This is a genomic window from Streptomyces sp. ISL-43 (genome assembly GCF_018614195.1).
In the GTDB taxonomy this organism is placed as follows: Bacteria; Actinomycetota; Actinomycetes; order Streptomycetales; family Streptomycetaceae; genus Streptomyces.
Genome location: NZ_JAGGOT010000010.1, coordinates 1 through 16,134 on the forward strand (window position 1 = coordinate 1; position 16,134 = coordinate 16,134).

Genomic DNA, 16,134 nt, shown 5'->3' on the forward strand with positions numbered 1-16,134 from the left:
TACTCACCCTCTCGGGCTTTCCTCCGGGCGCTTCCTTCGTTCTTGTGTTTCCGACTCTATCAGACTCTTTCGTGTCCGATTCCCGGTCGAAGCGGGTTTTGCTTTCCAGTTCTTCGCTTTCGCGTTTCCCTTTCCGGCGATTCCGACTCTATCAGATCCTTTCGGGCCTGACTCCCAGTCAACGGGATTTGCTGCTCGGGCCGTTGGGCCCTTGCGGCGAGTGAGACAGTAGCGGATTCCCTGCCCCCGAACCTAATCGGCGACTGCGTCCGTGGACGCGGATTCCTCATTCGCAAATACGCATGAAAACGAGACGACAAAGTGCGTCGTTCGTTCGAAATGTGTAGTGCGGGATGGCTGTCCGGGGACCGACCGGGGTCGGCGCTCACTTCGGACAACTCGAAGAATCTTACGGATCGGGTACAGGTGTGTCAACCCCTGCCTCGGCGCCACCCCCCGCGCTACTCTCTGCGCCATGACTACGCATGCGCTCATGCTCGACCTTCGCTGGTGGGCCGCCTGACGGCGGCCGACCATCCACGCGAGCACGCATGCGCTCGACGGCCGCCGCCCACGGCGGCCGTTTTCGTTTCTCCCCTCCCGGGAGTGGCTCGGTCGCCCGACGCGGTGGCTTCGAGACCCACACCGACACGAGCAGGGAGCAGGGACATGACGAGGATCTTCAGCGGGGTCAAGCCGACCGGGCATCTGACGCTGGGGAACTACCTGGGGGCGGTGCGGCAGTGGGTCGCCGCCGAGCAGAAGCCCGACGAGGCTCTGTTCTGTGTGGTCGATCTGCACGCCCTGACCGTCGAACACGATCCGGCGCGGGTGCGCCGGCTCAGTCGGCAGGCGGCGACGCTGTTGCTCGCCGCCGGGCTGACGGCCGAGAAGTGCACGCTGTTCGTACAGAGCCACGTGGACGAGCACGCGCGGCTGGCCTACCTATTGGAGTGCACGGCCTCCGACGGGGAGCTGCGGCGGATGGCGCAGTACAAGGAGAAGGCGGCGAAGGCGCAGGCCGTGGGGGAAGGCTACGGCTGTCGCTGCTCACCTATCCCGTGCTGATGGCCGCGGACATCCTGGCGTACCGGACCGACGAGGTGCCGGTCGGGGAAGACCAGCGCCAGCACGTGGAGCTGACCCGGGATCTGGCGGCGCGGTTCAACCAGCGGTACGGGCACGCTTTCACGGTGCCCAGGGCCACGCATCCGGTGGTGGCCGCGCGGGTCATGGACCTGCAGGATCCGACCTCGAAGATGGGGAAGTCCGGGGACGCGGGGCCGGGGGTGGTGTTCATGCTCGACGAGCCCGAGGCCGTGCGGAGGAAGGTGATGCGGGCCGTCACCGACAGCGGGGACGGCGGAGTCGTCTACGACCGGGCGGCGCGGCCGGGGGTCGCGAACCTGCTGGACATCCTCGCGGCGTGCACCGGGGGTGAGCCGGCCGCGCTCGCCGACGGGTACGCCGGGTACGGGGCGCTCAAGCGTGACGTAGCCGATGCCGTGGTGGAGCTGCTGCGGCCGGTGCGCGTGCGGCACGCGGAGCTGGCGGCCGATCCGGGGGCGGTGGAGGCGGTGCTGCGGGCGGGTGCCGGGAGGGCCCGGGCCTTGGCGCGACCGGTCGTCGACCAGGCGTACCGGGCGATCGGGCTGCTGGAACCCTGAGGGGCGCCCTGGTCGGGCATGGGTACGGGGCTGCGCGCGCAGCCCCGTACCGGCCGGGGTGTCAGCTGTTGCCGGAGGCGAGTTCGCGGCTGCGGTCGCGGGCCGCTTCGAGGGCGGCGATCAGGGCGGCCCGTACGCCGTGCTTCTCCAGCTCGACGATCGCGTTGATGGTGGTGCCGGCCGGGGAGGTGACGGCCTCGCGGAGCTTGACCGGGTGTTCGCCGCTGTCGCGGAGCATCACCGCGGCGCCGATGGCTGCCTGGACGATGAGGTCGTGGGCCTGGGCGCGGGGCAGGCCGAGGAGGATGCCGGCGTCGGTCATGGCTTCGACGAGGAAGTAGAAGTAGGCCGGGCCCGAGCCGGACAGGGCGGTCGCCGCGTCCTGCTGGGACTCGGGGACGCGCAGGGTCTTGCCGACGCCGCCGAAGATCTCCTCGGTGTGGGCGAGGTGCTCGGCGGTGGCGTGGCTGCCGGCCGAGATGACGGACATGGCTTCGTCGACGAGGGCGGGGGTGTTCGTCATGACGCGGACGACGGGGGTGCCGGGGGCGAGCCGTTCCTCGAAGAAGGAGGTCGGGACGCCGGCAGCGCCGCTGATGACGAGGCGGCCGGCGGGGACGTGCGGGGCGAGCTCTTCGAGGAGCTTGCCCATGTCCTGCGGCTTCACGGTGAGGATGAGGGTGTCTGCGCGCTTGGCGGCTTCGGCGTTGGAGACGGCCTCGACGCCGTAGCGGGCGACGAGCTCCGCCGCGCGCTCGGGGCGGCGGGCGGTGACGAGGAGCTTCGAGGCGGGCCAGCCGCCGCGGATCATCCCGCTGAGCAGGGCCTCGCCGATCTTGCCGGTACCGAGGACTGCGACTGTCTGGGTCATGCCCGATTCACCTCACCGAACTGTTGGTGCGTGTACGCGTACCGCGTGTGCGTCTCATCCTTGCACCCGGGCGGGGTGCGGCGGCGTGGTGTCCACGGTCCGGTCAGGGGGGTGCGGTCAGGGGGTGCGGCGTCGGAGGGTGGCGGCTCCGAGGGTGAGGACGAGGAGGGCGCACCCCGCGACGATGACGGCGTCGCGCACGAAGTCGGCGGTCATGTCGGTGTGGGTGAGGACCTGGGACATGCCGTCGACCGCGTAGGACATGGGCAGGACGTCGGAGATGCCTTCCAGGACCGGCTGCATGGTGTTGCGCGCCGCGAAGAGCCCGCACAGCAGGAGCTGGGGGAAGATCACGGCCGGCATGAACTGGACGGCCTGGAACTCGGACGCGGCGAAGGCGGAGACGAACAGGCCGAGCGCGGTGCCGAGGAGCGCGTCGAGCAGGGCGACGAGCAGGAGCAGCCACGGGGAGCCGATGACGTCGAGGCCGAGGACCCAGAGGGCGACGCCGGTGGCGAGCAGGGACTGGACGACCGCCATGGCTCCGAAGGCGAGGGCGTAGCCGGCGATGAGGTCGCCCTTGCCGAGCGGCATGGCGAGGAGGCGTTCGAGGGTGCCGGAGGTGCGCTCGCGCAGGGTCGCGATGGAGGTGATCAGGAACATCGTGATCAGCGGGAAGATGCCGAGGAGGCTGGCGCCGATGCTGTCGAAGGTCTGCGGGCTGCCGTCGAAGACGTAGCGGAGCAGGATCAGCATCAGTACGGGGACCAGCAGCATCAGCGCGATCGAGCGGGGGTCGTGGCGGAGCTGGCGCAGGACGCGGGCCGCGGTGGCGGTGGTGCGGGCGGCGTTCATCGGGTGCTCCCCTGGTCGGCGTCGGCACTGGCGTTGGCGTCGGCCTTGGCGTTGGCGTTGGCGTTGGCTTCGTCGACGAGGCGGAGGAAGCCCTCTTCGACGGTGTCGGCGTGGGTACGGGTGCGCAGTGCGTCGGGGGTGTCCTGCGCGAGGATGCGGCCCTCGCGCATGAGGAGCAGGCCGTGGCAGCGCTCGGCTTCGTCCATGACGTGGGAGGAGACGAGGAGGGTGGCGCCGCGGGTGGCGGCGATGTCGTGGAAGAGGTTCCACAGGTCGCGGCGCAGGACGGGGTCGAGGCCGACGGTGGGCTCGTCGAGGACGAGGAGTTCGGGGCTGCCGAGGAGGGCGACGGCGAGGGAGACGCGGCTGCGCTGGCCGCCGGAGAGGTTGCCGGCGAGGGCGGCGGTGTGGGTGGTGAGGTCGACGTCGGCGATGGCGCGGGTGACGGTCTGGTGGCGGCGGTCGGCGGCGGCCCGGCCGGGGTCGAGGATCGCGGCGAAGTAGTCGAGGTTCTGTCGGACGGTGAGGTCGTCGTAGACGGAGGGCGCCTGGGTGACGTAGCCGATGCGGGAGCGGAGCTCGGGGTGGCCGGCGGGGCGGCCGAGGACGTCGAGGGTGCCGGTGACGTGGGCCTGGGTGCCGACCACGGCGCGCATGAGGGTGGATTTTCCGCAGCCCGAGGGGCCGAGGAGGCCGGTGATGCGGCCTCGGGGGACGTCGAAGGCGAGGGCGTCCAGGACGGTGCGGGGGCTGCGGCCGGTGCCGCGGCGGACGGTCAGGCCGTGGGCGTTCACGGCGGGTGCCGCGGCGGCCGCTTGGTTATTCATCATGTGATGAATAATGCTCCTGGCCGTGCCCGGGCGCAACCGTCCGGACCGTCGGAGTCGGTACCGCTTCTCGGGTTACTTCTTGCGCTTGGGGCGGCGGGCGGCCGGGTTGCCGGTACGGGAGCTGCGCCGGCGGGCGAACTCGACCGAGGCGCGCTCGTACTCGGCGCGGCGCAGCTTCTCGCCGGGGGCCTCGACGAAGCAGCGCAGGAAGTAGGCGATGAGGCCGCCGATGAAACCGATCGCCTTGAGGCCCTTGAGGGCCGCCTCGTCGGAGGACGGGGCCGGGCGGCGGCTGAAGGAGTCCCAGGCCTTGGCGAAGGCGATGGAGCTCGCGATGGCGAAGAGGACGACGACCGAGATGCTGAGGAACGGGCCGACGTTGCCGATCTCCAGGCCCTCGTAGGAGAAGCGGAGCAGGAAGGCGCCGACGACCGCGGCGGCCAGCGCGCCGGCGGCGACCGCCACGCGGCGCAGGGCGTACCCGCCGTCGTGATCGACCCAGGTGGTGCCGAAGAACCGGATCGGCTCGGGCTCGGGGCCGGCGGTAACCGGGGCCTGGGCCGGCGTCGGTACCTCGGCGGCCGGCTCGGCGGGGGTCTGGTCTCGCTGGTCGTCGCTCACACCGGCGATTATCCCCCGCCGGCCGGTGCGGGCCCGGGGTGTCTCACGGGTCAGACCGCGCGGATGGTCCGGATGGACCTGGACGGCCTGGACGTCAGGCGCAGTGGTTGGCGACGTAGCCGTCGGTGCCCGTCTTCACGTAGGCGTCCGAGACGAAGAGGCCGTTGCCGATGCAGTCCCAGATGTTCGAGGTGCCGTACGGGCCGCTGACCCACTCGCCCGGGGTCTGGCAGCGGATGGTCACGCTCGCGCCGTAGGGCAGCACCTTCTCGACCGAGAAGTTCGTGCCCGGGCCGCTGCGGACGTTCACCCGGTAGCCCGGGGCGACCGGAAACGTCTGGTAGCCGGAGCCTGCGGCGAGGCCGGCTATTTGGCTCGATTCGTGCTCAACGGACATGACTGACTTCCCCCCATGGGTGCTGCCCTGCGCAACTCGCGCAGGGTAGCAGGACCTTGGAGATTCACACGGGCCATCGACTAGGCTCCGGCGGGGGTGGTGAGCGGTGCATTCGCTGCGCGCGGACTACGTGGGGTTTCCGGAGTATGCCGGGCAGTACCGGCTCGAGTCCGTGCTCGGCTCGGGCGGCATGGGCGTCGTCCACCTGGCCACCTCCGAGTCGGGGCTGAAACTCGCCGTCAAGATCGTGCACGCCGAGCACGCCGTGGATCCGGAGTTCCGGGCCCGGTTCCGGCAGGAGGTCGCGGCCGCCCGGCGGGTGAGCGGGGCATTCACCGCGCCCGTCGTGGACGCGGACCCCGATGCCGAGCGCCCCTGGATGGCGACCCTGTTCATCGATGCCCCCACGCTCGCCGAGCGGGTGCGCGAGCGCGTGCTGGAGCCCAGGGAGCTGACCCGGCTCGCCGCCGGACTGGCGGAGGCGCTGCGGGACATCCACCGGGCGGGGGTCGTGCACCGGGACCTGAAGCCCAGCAACGTGCTGATGGCCCCGGACGGGGTGCGCGTCATCGACTTCGGCATCTCGCGGCCGGCCGACAGCGATCTGCGGACCGAGACCGGGAAGCTGATCGGGACCCCGCCGTTCATGGCGCCGGAGCAGTTCCAGCGGCCGCGCGAGGTCGGGACCGCGGCCGACGTGTTCGCCCTGGGGGCCGTGCTGGTGCACGCGGCGACCGGGCGGGGGCCCTTCGACTCCGACAGCCACTATCTCGTGGCGTACCAGGTGGTGCACAGCGAGCCCGATCTGACCGGGCTGCCGGAGCGGCTCGTACCGCTCGTCGCGCAGTGCCTGGCGAAGGATCCGGCACAGCGGCCGAGCGCCGGCGCGCTGATCGCGGCGCTGCGGGTGCTGGCCTACCCGACGGACCTGGACACTCAGGCCTTCGTCCCCAGGCCGAGGCGGCCGGCCGAGGCGGAAGAGGTCACGCACCGGCGGGACCGGATCGCGGGACCGGACCCGGCGCCCGCGCCCCGGCGCGGCCGGCTGACCCGGGCGGCCGCCCTGGCGGGGATCGGGCTGCTGCTCGCGGGCGGGGCGGTCGCCGCGTACGTGCTGACCGGCTCGGACGGCGGGCAACCGGGGCCGGCCACCGCCCAGCGGACGGACTCGCCGGGGCCGGCGGCGGTCCCGGTCGCCGCTCCGTGGCAGATGTCGCTGGGCGACCGGGCCGCGGCGTGCTCCTGGCAGGCGGCGGCCCTCTACTGCTCGGGGGCCGGTCTCACGGCGGCCCGGATCGACCCGGCCGACGGGGCGGTGCTGTGGTCGGTGCACTCCGCGCAGGGCGCCGCGAAGACAGCCGCCCCGCTGTACGGCGGCGGGCTCGTCCTCACGGCGCCGGCGGGCAGCCGGCTGCTCCAGGCGCTGGATCCGGCGACGGGCGCGGAACGGTGGCGGCGGAACCTGCCGTCCGGCGCGAAGGCCGTGTCCGCCGGTGCCCTGGTCGTCGTCACGGGGGCGGATGGGAAGGCCACCGCGCTGGACGCGGCCACCGGGGCGGTGCGGTGGGCCAAGGACATCGGCGGGCTCGGATCCGTCTGGTGCGCGGGGCCGCAGGAGGCGGACGGCGCGGTCGCCGCCCTCTACGTCTCCACCCCGGCCGGGGACGGGAAGTCGACGCAGGTCGCGGAGGTCGACCCGGCGAGCGGGGCGCTGCGCGGGCAGGTGCGGGTGGCCGGGACGGTGGAGCCGTTCGCGGTGGCGGGCGGCAGCCTGCACCTGCTGGACAGCGACGCGGAGCTGATGACGCACGCGGTCGTACGCGTCGACCTGCGCTCCCGTGCGGTCCGGACGACGAGGCTGCTGGCTCCGCTCCTCCAGGCGCAGGCGGCGGCCGGACCGGACGGGGAGGTGTACGTCTTCGGCACCTCGGGGGCACTGGCCGCCGTGGGCCGGGAGCGGGAGGAGTGGCGGCTGGAGACCGGGATCAGCGCGGCCTCGCGTCCCGTGCCGGGCGACGGCCGGGTCTACCTCACCGCCCTGGACGGGCGGCTGCTCGCCGTGGACACCGCGAGCAGGCGGCTCGCCGGGCAGACGAAGCCCCGTATGGGCAGCGACAAACAGGCGGCGAACCTGCCCGCGCCCGCGGTCGGGAGCGGGCGCGTGTACGCGTCGGCGCCGGACGGGAGCGTCTTCGCCGTGCCGGCCGGGGATCCGGCCGGCTGGTGAAACGCGGCTGCCCCGCCCGAGGGATCGGGCGGGGCAGCTGCCGTACGGGGCGGGGCGGGGCGGTGCGAGGCGTCAGGAAAGACGGCTCACGTCGCGGACCGCGCCCTTGTCGGCGCTCGTCGCCATCGCGGCGTAGGCGCGCAGGGCCGCCGAGACCGTGCGCTCGCGGTTCTTCGGGGCGTAGACGCCGCCGAGGGCCTCGTGGCGGGCCGCCACCGTGGCGTCGTCGACGAGGAGCTCGATGGTGCGGTTGGGGATGTCGATGCGGATCCGGTCGCCGTCCTCGACGATCGCGATGTCGCCGCCCGAGGCCGCCTCCGGGGAGGCGTGGCCGATGGACAGGCCGGAGGTGCCGCCGGAGAAGCGGCCGTCCGTGACCAGGGCGCAGACCTTGCCGAGGCCCCGGCCCTTGAGGAAGGACGTCGGGTAGAGCATCTCCTGCATGCCGGGGCCGCCGCGCGGGCCCTCGTAGCGGATGACGACGACGTCGCCCTCCTTGATCTCCTTGCGGAGGATCTTGTCGACGGCCTCGTCCTGCGACTCGCAGACCACGGCCGGGCCCTCGAAGGTCCAGATCGACTCGTCGACGCCCGCGGTCTTCACGACGCAGCCGTCGGCCGCGATGTTGCCGCGCAGGACGGCGAGGCCGCCGTCCTTGGAGTACGCGTGCTCGACGGAGCGGATGCAGCCGCCCTCGGCGTCGAGGTCGAGGGTCTCCCAGCGCTCGGACTGGGAGAAGGCGGTGGCGGAGCGCTTGCAGCCGGGGGCCGCGTGCCACAGCTCCATCGCCTCGGCGGAGGCCGTTCCGGAGCGGGCGTCCCACTTGGCCAGCCAGTCCTCCAGGCCCTCGGAGTGGACCGAGGTGACGTCCTTGTTCAGGAGGCCGCCGCGGTGCAGCTCGCCGAGGATGGCGGGGATGCCGCCGGCCCGGTGGATGTCCTCCATGTAGTACGTGCCGCCGGGCGCCACGTTCGGCGCGACCTTGGACAGGCACGGGACCCGGCGCGAGACCTCGTCGATGTCGTGGAGGTCGTAGTCGAGCCCGGCCTCCTGCGCGGCGGCGAGCAGGTGCAGGATCGTGTTCGTGGAGCCGCCCATGGCGATGTCGAGGGCCATGGCGTTCTCGAAGGCCTGGCGGGTGGCGATGTTGCGCGGCAGGACGGACGCGTCGTCGCCCTCGTAGTACCGCTTGGTGATCTCGACGACCGTGCGGCCGGCGTCCTCGTACAGGGCGCGGCGGGCGGTGTGCGTCGCGAGGACGGAGCCGTTGCCGGGCAGGGCCAGGCCGATGGCCTCGGCGAGGCAGTTCATCGAGTTGGCGGTGAACATGCCGGAACAGGAGCCGCAGGTCGGGCAGGCGTTCTCCTCGATGCGGAGCACGTCTTCGTCGGAGATGTTCTCGTTCGAGGCGTCGACCATCGCGTCGATCAGGTCGAGCTTGCGGACGGTGCCGTCGACGAGGGTGGCCTGGCCGGCCTCCATCGGGCCGCCGGAGACGAAGACCACGGGGATGTTCAGGCGCATCGCGGCCATGAGCATGCCGGGGGTGATCTTGTCGCAGTTGGAGATGCAGATCAGGGCGTCGGCGCAGTGGGCCTCGACCATGTACTCCACGCTGTCCGCGATCAGGTCGCGGGAGGGCAGGGAGTACAGCATGCCGGCGTGGCCCATCGCGATGCCGTCGTCGACCGCGATGGTGTTGAACTCGCGGGGGATCGCGCCGGCGGCGCGGATCGCGTCGGAGACGATGCGGCCGACCGGGGCCAGGTGGGTGTGTCCGGGGACGAACTCGGTGAAGGAGTTGGCGACCGCGATGATCGGCTTCCCGATGTCCTCGCTCGCTACGCCCGACGCACGCATAAGGGCGCGTGCGCCCGCCATGTTGCGGCCGTGGGTGACGGTGCGGGACCTCAGCTCGGGCATCGGGTTCACTCCCCATGTGTGCGGTGGCGCGTGAACGCCTGCCGCGACTGTGGATACGGCTCGGTTACGAGGCTACGCCCCTCGCCCGCGATGCGGACACCATGTCCGGATGACGGGACGGGCGGCTCAGTACTCGGTCACTCTTCCGTGAGGTAGCGCTGGAGGGTGGGGGCCACCAGTTCGATGATGGTCTCCGGGTCCGCCGACGCGAGGGGCTCGACCTGGACGACGTAGCGCAGGATCGCGATGCCGACCATGTGGGAGGCGGCGAGCTCGGCGCGGAAGGTCGGGTCGGGGACGTTGAGGTCGGCGGCGATCCGTTCCAGGAGCCGGTGCAGGATCAGCCGGCGCAGCACCTTCGCGGCGGCCTCGTGGGTGAGGGCCGAGCGGATCACGGCGAGGAGCGGGGTCCGGGTGACCGGGTTCTCCCAGATGCCGAGGAAGTAGCGGGCCAGGCGCTCGCCGATGCCGTCGGGTCCTTCCGCGAGGAGCTTGGGGACGACGAGGGCGGGCTCCATGCTGAGCTCGATCACGGCGGCGAAGAGGTCGTCCTTGCTGCCGAAGTAGTGGTGCACCAGTGCCGGGTCCACGCCGGCGGCCTTGGCGATCCCGCGTACGGAGGTCTTGTCGTAGCCGCGCGCGGCGAACTCGGCGCGGGCCACGAGGCGGATGCGCTCCTGGGTGCCGGGGCCGTCGTCGGCCTCGTCCTGGCGGGGGCGGCCGGGGCCGCGGCGGGGGCGGGGACCCTCGGCGGCGGTCACGGGCGCGCCGGGGTGGTGGGCGACGCCGGGGAGCCGGGGGACGACGGGGTCGTGGGGGAGGCCGCGGACGTCGCGAGGTGGAGGCGGGTGAAGGCCAGGGCCTCGGCGAGGTCGGCCTCGCGCTCGGCGGAGGACATCGCGCGGCGGGTGTTGACCTCGATGACGACATGCCCGTCGAAGGAGGTGGCGGCGAGCCGCTCCAGCAGCTCGGCGCAGGGCTGGTTGCCGCGGCCGGGGACGAGGTGCTCGTCCTTCGCGGAACCGTTTCCGTCGGCGAGGTGGATGTGTGCGAGCCGGTCGCCCATCCGGTCGATCATCGCCGTCGCGTCGGTGCGGGCCGTCGCGGTGTGGGAGAGGTCGACCGTGAAGTGGCGGTAGTCGTCCTTGGTGACGTCCCACTCGGGCGCGTAGGCGAGCATCTCGCGGTCGCGGTAGCGCCAGGGGTACATGTTCTCGACGGCGAACTTGGCGTCGGTCTCGTCCGCCATCCGCCAGATGCCGGTGACGAAGTCGCGGGAGTACTGGCGCTGCCAGCGGAACGGCGGGTGCACGACGACCGTGGACGCCCCCAGCTTCTCGGCCGCCGCCTGGGCGCGCTGGAGTTTGGTCCACGGGTCGGTGGACCAGACGCGCTGCGTGATGAGGAGGCAGGGGGCGTGGACGGCCAGGATCGGGACCCCGTGGTGGTCGGAGAGGCGGCGCAGGGCGTCGACATCCTGGCTCACCGGGTCCGTCCAGACCATGACCTCCACGCCGTCGTAGCCGAGGCGCGCGGCGATCTCGAAGGCGGTCGCCGTCGACTCCGGATAGACGGAGGCGGTGGAGAGGGCGACTTTCGCGGTCGGGACCCGGACTGGTTTTGCCACGGGGACAGGGTATCGGGGGCGCGCCCCCGGCATCCCTCACACCCCGGGCGGCGGCAGGTGGTCCAGGCGGCGCAGGATGACGCCCTCGCGCAGCGCCCACGGGCAGATTTCGAGGGACTCCACGCCCAGGAGGTCCATCGCGCCCTCCGCGACCAGCGCGCCCGCGAGCAGCTGGGAGGAGCGCCCCTCGGAGACCCCGGGGAGCACGGACCGCTGGTCGGTGGTCATCGCCGCCAGCCGGGGCACCCACTCCTCCAGGGACTTGCGGGTCAGGTCCCGCTGGACGTACAGGCCGTCCGCCGAGCGGGCAGCGCCCGCGATGCGGGCCAGCTGCTTGAACGTCTTCGACGTCGCCACCACCCGGTCCGGGGTTCCGAAACGGCTGAACTCGCCGACCGTCCGGGCGATCTGCGCCCGCACGTGGCGCCGTAGGGCGCGGACGGCCTCCGGGCCCGGCGGGTCGCCCGGCAGCCAGCCCGCCGTCAGGCGTCCGGCGCCCAGCGGGAGGGAGACGGCCTTGTCCGGGTCCTCGTCGATGCCGTACGCGATCTCCAGCGAGCCGCCGCCGATGTCCAGGACGAGGAGCTTGCCCGCCGACCAGCCGAACCAGCGCCGCGCCGCCAGGAAGGTCAGGCGGGCCTCGTCGTCACCGCTCAGCACCGGGAGGTCGATGCCGGTCTCCGCCTTGACCCGGCTCAGGACCTCGTCGGCGTTCGTGGCCTCCCGTACCGCGCTCGTCGCGAAGGGGAGTACGTCCTCGCACCCCTTGTCCTCGGCGGCCTGTACGGCGCCCGCGATGGCGGAAACCAGTCGCTCGACGCCCTCCGGCGTGACCGCGCCGTACTCGTCGAGCAGCTCCGCCAGCCGCAGTTCCACCTTGTGCGAGTGCGCCGGGAGAGGGCGCGCACCGGGGTGCGCGTCCACCACCAGCAGATGGATCGTGTTCGAACCCACATCAAGGACACCGAGTCTCATGGGAGGAAACGCTACTGGGCCGAAGGCGTAGGGATGGAGTAAGGGGCGCTTAGGCTTGAGTTTGTGCCAAATACGAAGAAGGCCAACAAGTCCAAGTCACGGCCGGACAAGCAGTCGGACAAGCAGTCGGACAAGCTGTCGGACGAGCGGCCGGACAAGACGAAGCCCGCGAAGCCCACGAAGGCCTCCCAGGCGAAGAAGGGCGTCGTAGGCGACGAGAAGGGGCTCGACTTCCCGCGTGCCTGGGTGGAGTTTCCCGACCCCGCCGACGAGGAGCAGGTCTTCCGCTGCGACCTCACCTGGCTGACCTCGCGCTGGACCTGCATCTTCGGCAGCGGCTGCCAGGGCATCCAGGCCGGCCGGGCGGACGACGGCTGCTGCACGCTCGGCGCGCACTTCTCCGACGAGGACGACGAGAAGCGGGTCGCGGAGAACGTGGCGCGGCTCACGCCGGAGCTGTGGCAGTTCCACGACGTCGGCAGCGAGACCGGCTGGACCCAGCACGACGACGACGGGGAGAAGCAGACACGCCGCTGGGACGGCGCCTGCATCTTCCTGAACCGGCCCGGCTTCCCGGCCGGCGCGGGCTGCTCCCTGCACATCCTGGCGCTCAAGAGCGGCCAGGAGCCGCTGGAGACCAAGCCGGACGTGTGCTGGCAGCTGCCCATCCGACGGACCTACGACTGGATCGAGCGGCCCGACGACACGCGCGTGCTGCAGGTGTCGATCGGGGAGTACGACCGGCGCGGCTGGGGTCCGGGCGGCCACGACCTGCACTGGTGGTGCACGTCGGCCACGTCCGCGCACGGCGCCGGGGACCCGGTGTACGTGTCGTACCGCGCCGAGCTGACGGAGCTGATGGGCAAGGAGGGGTACGCGGAGCTCGTGCGGCTCTGCGAGGCGCGGCTCGCCTCGCTGCTGCCGATGGCCCCCCACCCCGCCGACCCGGTCGATCCGGCGTAGGCCTGGGCTTGCGCCCGCGCGGCGCCCGGGTCCGGATGAAGGGGCCCGGGCGGCGCTAGGCCTAGCCCAGGCCTAGCCCAGGCCTAGCCCAGGCCCAGCATTCCCAGGATCGCGGTGACCAGGTCGGCCACGGGCCGGCCGATCTCGCCGGCGAGGGTCGCGATGCCGAGGACGGCCATCAGCGCGCTGTGCCGGGCCTCCGGCGGGCTCTCCTGCGAGGTGATCACGGACAGGTTGCTCTCGATGGCCCCGGCGCTCGCGGGCGCGACCTGGGCGCGCAGCTCGTCGAGCAGGACGGCGAGCTGCCGGACGGCCTCCTGCGGGGTGAGGGGCGCCTGCGGGGTCCCCGCTCCCACGGTCGGGGACTGGATCTTGACGATGCCCGTGTTGTTCGTGCCGTCGTTCATGTGGACCACGTCGCCGAAGTGGTACGAGCCCTCGCCGCTGCCCATCAACGCACCGTCCCTATGTTGCCCATGCCGCCGGTCACGTTCACGTTGTCGCCGAAGTGGTAGCGCCTGAGGTCCACTTCCAGCCGCTCCACCCGCACGGAGAACTCCGCCTCCGGGTGTTCGATGGCGTGGACGATGTGCCCGACCAGCTCGCGCAGCGCCGCCCTCTGCTCCAGGGTCACGACGGCGACGGCCGTTCCGGAGGTCTCCACGGTCATGGCGTAGCGGTCCGGCCGGGTCAGCCGGAACACGAGCTGTGAGAGGAGGGCGATCGCCGCCACGACGATGATGAACCCGGCCCCTCCCGATTCGCCGTCCGGCTCCTTCATGAAGGCCTGGAGCGCGAAGACGATCACGACCGCGATCGCGAGCCACTTCAGGGAGTCCAGGAGGATCTGCCCGCGGTCGGGTTTCAGCACGAAGGTCCGGACCCGGACGATGTTGCTCAGGGGGTACGCCGCCTCGCCCACCCACAGCAGGCGGTTGCTGACCCGCAGGTCCACGCTGGATCCGCCGTAGGCCGGCGGTGGTGCGGGTGCCGGCGCGGCCGGGGGCGGCAGCGCCGCGCCGGCCTGGAGTGGAGCCGATGGCGGCCACCGCGGCGGCTGCTGCGGCGGCGTCGGTGCGGGTGGTGGCGAGACCCCGTTCGGCTCCATGACTCCCCCATGTGGATGCCCAGGTCGTTGCGTGAGGACCATTAAGACATCCACCGGCTGTCACGCAACCATCAGGTTCTCGCCAACTCGCCTGAGAATCAGGCAAGTTGGCGAGAACCTGACCGCGCTACGCCGGCCCCTGCGTCGGACTCGACGCCGGGGTCGGGGACGGTGAGCCCGCACTCTCCGACGGTGTCGGGCTCGGCGTCGGGGTGGGCGTCGGAGTCGGAGTCGGCGTGGGGGTGGGCGTGGGAGTCGGCGACGGGACCGGGTCGGTCGGCGTGGGCGTCGGGGTCGGCGCGGGACGGCCCCGACCCTGGATGGAGATGACGGCGCCGGCCGGGTCCACCCCGACCCGGGCGCTCCAGGCCCCGACGGGCTGGGCTTCGGAGTCCACGTTGATCTTCAGGGTGACCGATTCTCCTGGGGCGAGCCGGCCCGAGGTCTGGCTCGCGCGCAGCCACGGGGCGTCGGACCACAGCCGCCAGCCGACCGGGGCGCCGCCCGACGCGGTGAGCGTCAGCAGCGTGGTCGATCCGCGCGAGGCGGCGGTCGCGGTCAGCCGGCCGGGGGCTCCGGGCGCGCCCGGGGTGGCGGAGGGCGCTCCGCTGCTGATGACCTCGACGGAGACGTCGGGGGCGGCGGTGCCCGGGGCGAAGTCGGGGCCGTCGGTGACGACGGCGGCGTTGCCCGCGTTCTCGTAGGCCGCCAGCGGGCGGCCGTCGGTGCGCGGCAGTGGGAGCTCGGCCTCGCTCGCCGAGATGCGGGTGGCGCCGTTGCCGACGGATTCCCCGGTGCTCGGCGCGCCCCGGTACGCCGCCCACAGGGCCAGGACCGGGGCCGCGACGACGGTGGCGACCACGGTGGTGGTCACGGCGCGGGCGCGCAGCCGGTCGCGGCGGGCCGCGCGGTCCTTGGGGTCCATCGGGAAGCCCGTGCGGCCGAAGCGCGGGCCCGGCCCGCCGCCCCGGCGGCTGCCGGAGCGGAGCATCGCGGCGCGGACGGCGGTGCGCGGGGCCGGGACCAGCGGGAGGGGTGCGGTGTCGATGCCGCCCGAGCCGGGCCAGGGGCCGCCGGCGCCGACGCGTTCGGCGACGCGGCGGCAGCGCGGGCAGTCGTCGACGTGCCGGACCAGTTCGGCGCGCAGGGAGGAGGACAGCAGGACGTACCCGTCTCCGCCCTCGCCGTCGTCGCCGGTGAGCCGGGACACCGTCGGGCAGCTGCCGGTCTCCACGACGGCGAGGGCGGCGCGGGTGCGCTCGACCTCGCAGGCGGCGCCGGAGAGCAGCTCGCGGGCGGCGGCCGGGGGCGTGCCGAGGACTGCGGCGAGTTCGAGGACGCCGAGGCGGTGGCGGACGGCGAGTTCGAGGGCCTCGCGCTGCTCGGGGGAGGTGCCGGCGGCCTCCGGCCAGGCGAGGCGGGCGAGCTCGGTGCGGTGGTAGGCCGATACGTCGAGCGTGCCCGTACAGGGGGGCGTAGCGACGGAACCGGATCCCTCGGCGGAACCTGCGGCCGTCTCGGCGGATGCCGCGAACGCCGCGGATCCCCTGGATCCCCCGGAGAACGCGGGGTCGGAGGCCTTCGGCGCGGCGTTCGCGGCCGCGTTCACGTCGGCGGCCGCGGGGCCGGGTTCACGGCCCGGACCCGTGTGCCCCGGTGTACGCCGGGCGGAATGCGCTCCCCCGTACCCGTGCCGCGTACGCCGTCGCTCGGCCAGCCGCCGCAGGCAGGCCCAGCGCGCGAGGGCGTACAGCCAGGCGCGCCGGTCCCCCTCGTCGGGGCAGCGGCCGGGGTGCCGTTCCGCGACGGCGAGGACGTCGCCGAGTACATCGGTGGCGGTGTCGTGGTCGCACAGGACCGAGAGGCAGTACGTGAACAGGCCGTCCAAGTAGGGCTCGTGCCGGAACGGTGGCGGCTGCTCCACCCTGGTCCCCTCGGGGGGCGTGCGCCCGTGCGCCCGGTGTGCGCCGGTGCGCGGTGCGGGGTGTCCCTGGTTGCTGCTCGTCACTCGGCGACCGTAGGCGGCGCGCCGGTGGCGCTCCGGAAGCCTTACCCGCTTTTAGCCCTTAC

14 protein-coding genes and 1 pseudogene are annotated in these 16,134 nt (G+C 72.8%); 3 read left to right on the forward strand and 12 right to left on the reverse strand.

The window, feature by feature from the left end:
- Positions 1 to 669: 669 nt before the first annotated feature.
- Positions 670 to 1,667: pseudogene (trpS, locus tag J7F03_RS05815) on the forward strand (tryptophan--tRNA ligase).
- A gap of 61 nt (positions 1,668 to 1,728) precedes the next feature.
- Here the strand turns inward: trpS and proC are convergent.
- The 5 genes from proC to J7F03_RS05840 all read right to left on the reverse strand — a co-directional run bounded on the left by proC (position 1,729) and on the right by J7F03_RS05840 (position 5,241).
- Positions 1,729 to 2,538, reverse strand: coding sequence for a pyrroline-5-carboxylate reductase (gene proC, locus J7F03_RS05820; RefSeq protein WP_214947574.1), 810 nt, complete (start codon positions 2,536 to 2,538; stop codon positions 1,729 to 1,731).
- A gap of 117 nt (positions 2,539 to 2,655) precedes the next feature.
- The gene (locus tag J7F03_RS05825) at positions 2,656 to 3,393 is read right to left on the reverse strand and encodes an ABC transporter permease (protein WP_214947575.1); all 738 of its coding nucleotides are present in this window, start codon (positions 3,391 to 3,393) and stop codon (positions 2,656 to 2,658) included.
- Positions 3,390 to 4,223, reverse strand: a complete 834-nt coding sequence (locus tag J7F03_RS05830; RefSeq protein WP_214947576.1) for an ABC transporter ATP-binding protein — start codon at positions 4,221 to 4,223, stop codon at positions 3,390 to 3,392. The genes J7F03_RS05825 and J7F03_RS05830 overlap by 4 nt, the downstream gene beginning before the upstream one ends.
- A 72-nt stretch (positions 4,224 to 4,295) precedes the next feature.
- Positions 4,296 to 4,844: a hypothetical protein gene (locus tag J7F03_RS05835; RefSeq protein WP_214947577.1), complete on the reverse strand. Its 549-nt coding sequence runs from the start codon at positions 4,842 to 4,844 to the stop codon at positions 4,296 to 4,298.
- Between the two features lie 94 nt (positions 4,845 to 4,938).
- Positions 4,939 to 5,241 carry an SH3 domain-containing protein gene (locus J7F03_RS05840; RefSeq protein ID WP_214947578.1) on the reverse strand — a complete coding sequence of 101 codons (303 nt, stop codon included), beginning with the start codon at positions 5,239 to 5,241 and terminating at the stop codon, positions 4,939 to 4,941.
- A gap of 106 nt (positions 5,242 to 5,347) precedes the next feature.
- On the opposite strand from J7F03_RS05840, the gene J7F03_RS05845 reads away from it, so the two are divergent.
- Positions 5,348 to 7,468 (forward strand): serine/threonine-protein kinase, encoded by a 2,121-nt coding sequence (locus J7F03_RS05845; RefSeq protein ID WP_308379130.1) that lies wholly within the window; start codon positions 5,348 to 5,350, stop codon positions 7,466 to 7,468.
- 72 nt (positions 7,469 to 7,540) lie between these two features.
- On the opposite strand, the gene ilvD is transcribed toward J7F03_RS05845, so the two are convergent.
- From ilvD to J7F03_RS05865, 4 genes are all read right to left on the reverse strand, one after another.
- Positions 7,541 to 9,391 (reverse strand): dihydroxy-acid dehydratase, encoded by a 1,851-nt coding sequence (ilvD, locus tag J7F03_RS05850; protein WP_214947579.1) that lies wholly within the window; start codon positions 9,389 to 9,391, stop codon positions 7,541 to 7,543.
- A gap of 137 nt (positions 9,392 to 9,528) precedes the next feature.
- On the reverse strand, positions 9,529 to 10,152 hold the full coding sequence (locus tag J7F03_RS05855; protein WP_214947580.1) for a TetR family transcriptional regulator: 624 nt from the start codon (positions 10,150 to 10,152) through the stop codon (positions 9,529 to 9,531).
- Positions 10,149 to 11,018, reverse strand: a complete 870-nt coding sequence (locus J7F03_RS05860) for a sugar phosphate isomerase/epimerase (protein WP_214947581.1) — start codon at positions 11,016 to 11,018, stop codon at positions 10,149 to 10,151. Before J7F03_RS05860 ends, J7F03_RS05855 begins: the two co-directional genes overlap by 4 nt.
- A 36-nt stretch (positions 11,019 to 11,054) precedes the next feature.
- A complete protein-coding gene (locus tag J7F03_RS05865) occupies positions 11,055 to 11,993 on the reverse strand; it encodes a Ppx/GppA phosphatase family protein (RefSeq protein ID WP_214947582.1) in 939 nt (312 codons plus the stop codon).
- A gap of 63 nt (positions 11,994 to 12,056) precedes the next feature.
- Between J7F03_RS05865 and J7F03_RS05870 the strand changes: the two genes are divergently transcribed.
- Entirely contained in the window at positions 12,057 to 12,956 is a 900-nt protein-coding gene (locus J7F03_RS05870) for a hypothetical protein (protein ID WP_214947583.1), read from the forward strand.
- A gap of 83 nt (positions 12,957 to 13,039) precedes the next feature.
- Here the strand turns inward: J7F03_RS05870 and J7F03_RS05875 are convergent, their stop codons facing one another.
- The 3 genes from J7F03_RS05875 to J7F03_RS40850 all read right to left on the reverse strand — a co-directional run bounded on the left by J7F03_RS05875 (position 13,040) and on the right by J7F03_RS40850 (position 16,072).
- The gene (locus tag J7F03_RS05875) at positions 13,040 to 13,408 is read right to left on the reverse strand and encodes a hypothetical protein (protein ID WP_214947584.1); all 369 of its coding nucleotides are present in this window, start codon (positions 13,406 to 13,408) and stop codon (positions 13,040 to 13,042) included.
- A complete protein-coding gene (locus tag J7F03_RS05880; protein WP_251071487.1) occupies positions 13,408 to 14,064 on the reverse strand; it encodes a DUF6232 family protein in 657 nt (218 codons plus the stop codon). The genes J7F03_RS05875 and J7F03_RS05880 overlap by 1 nt, the downstream gene beginning before the upstream one ends.
- A 127-nt stretch (positions 14,065 to 14,191) precedes the next feature.
- Complete coding sequence (locus J7F03_RS40850; protein WP_308379135.1) at positions 14,192 to 16,072, reverse strand: hypothetical protein; 1,881 nt, start codon at positions 16,070 to 16,072, stop codon at positions 14,192 to 14,194.
- Positions 16,073 to 16,134 lie beyond the last annotated feature (62 nt).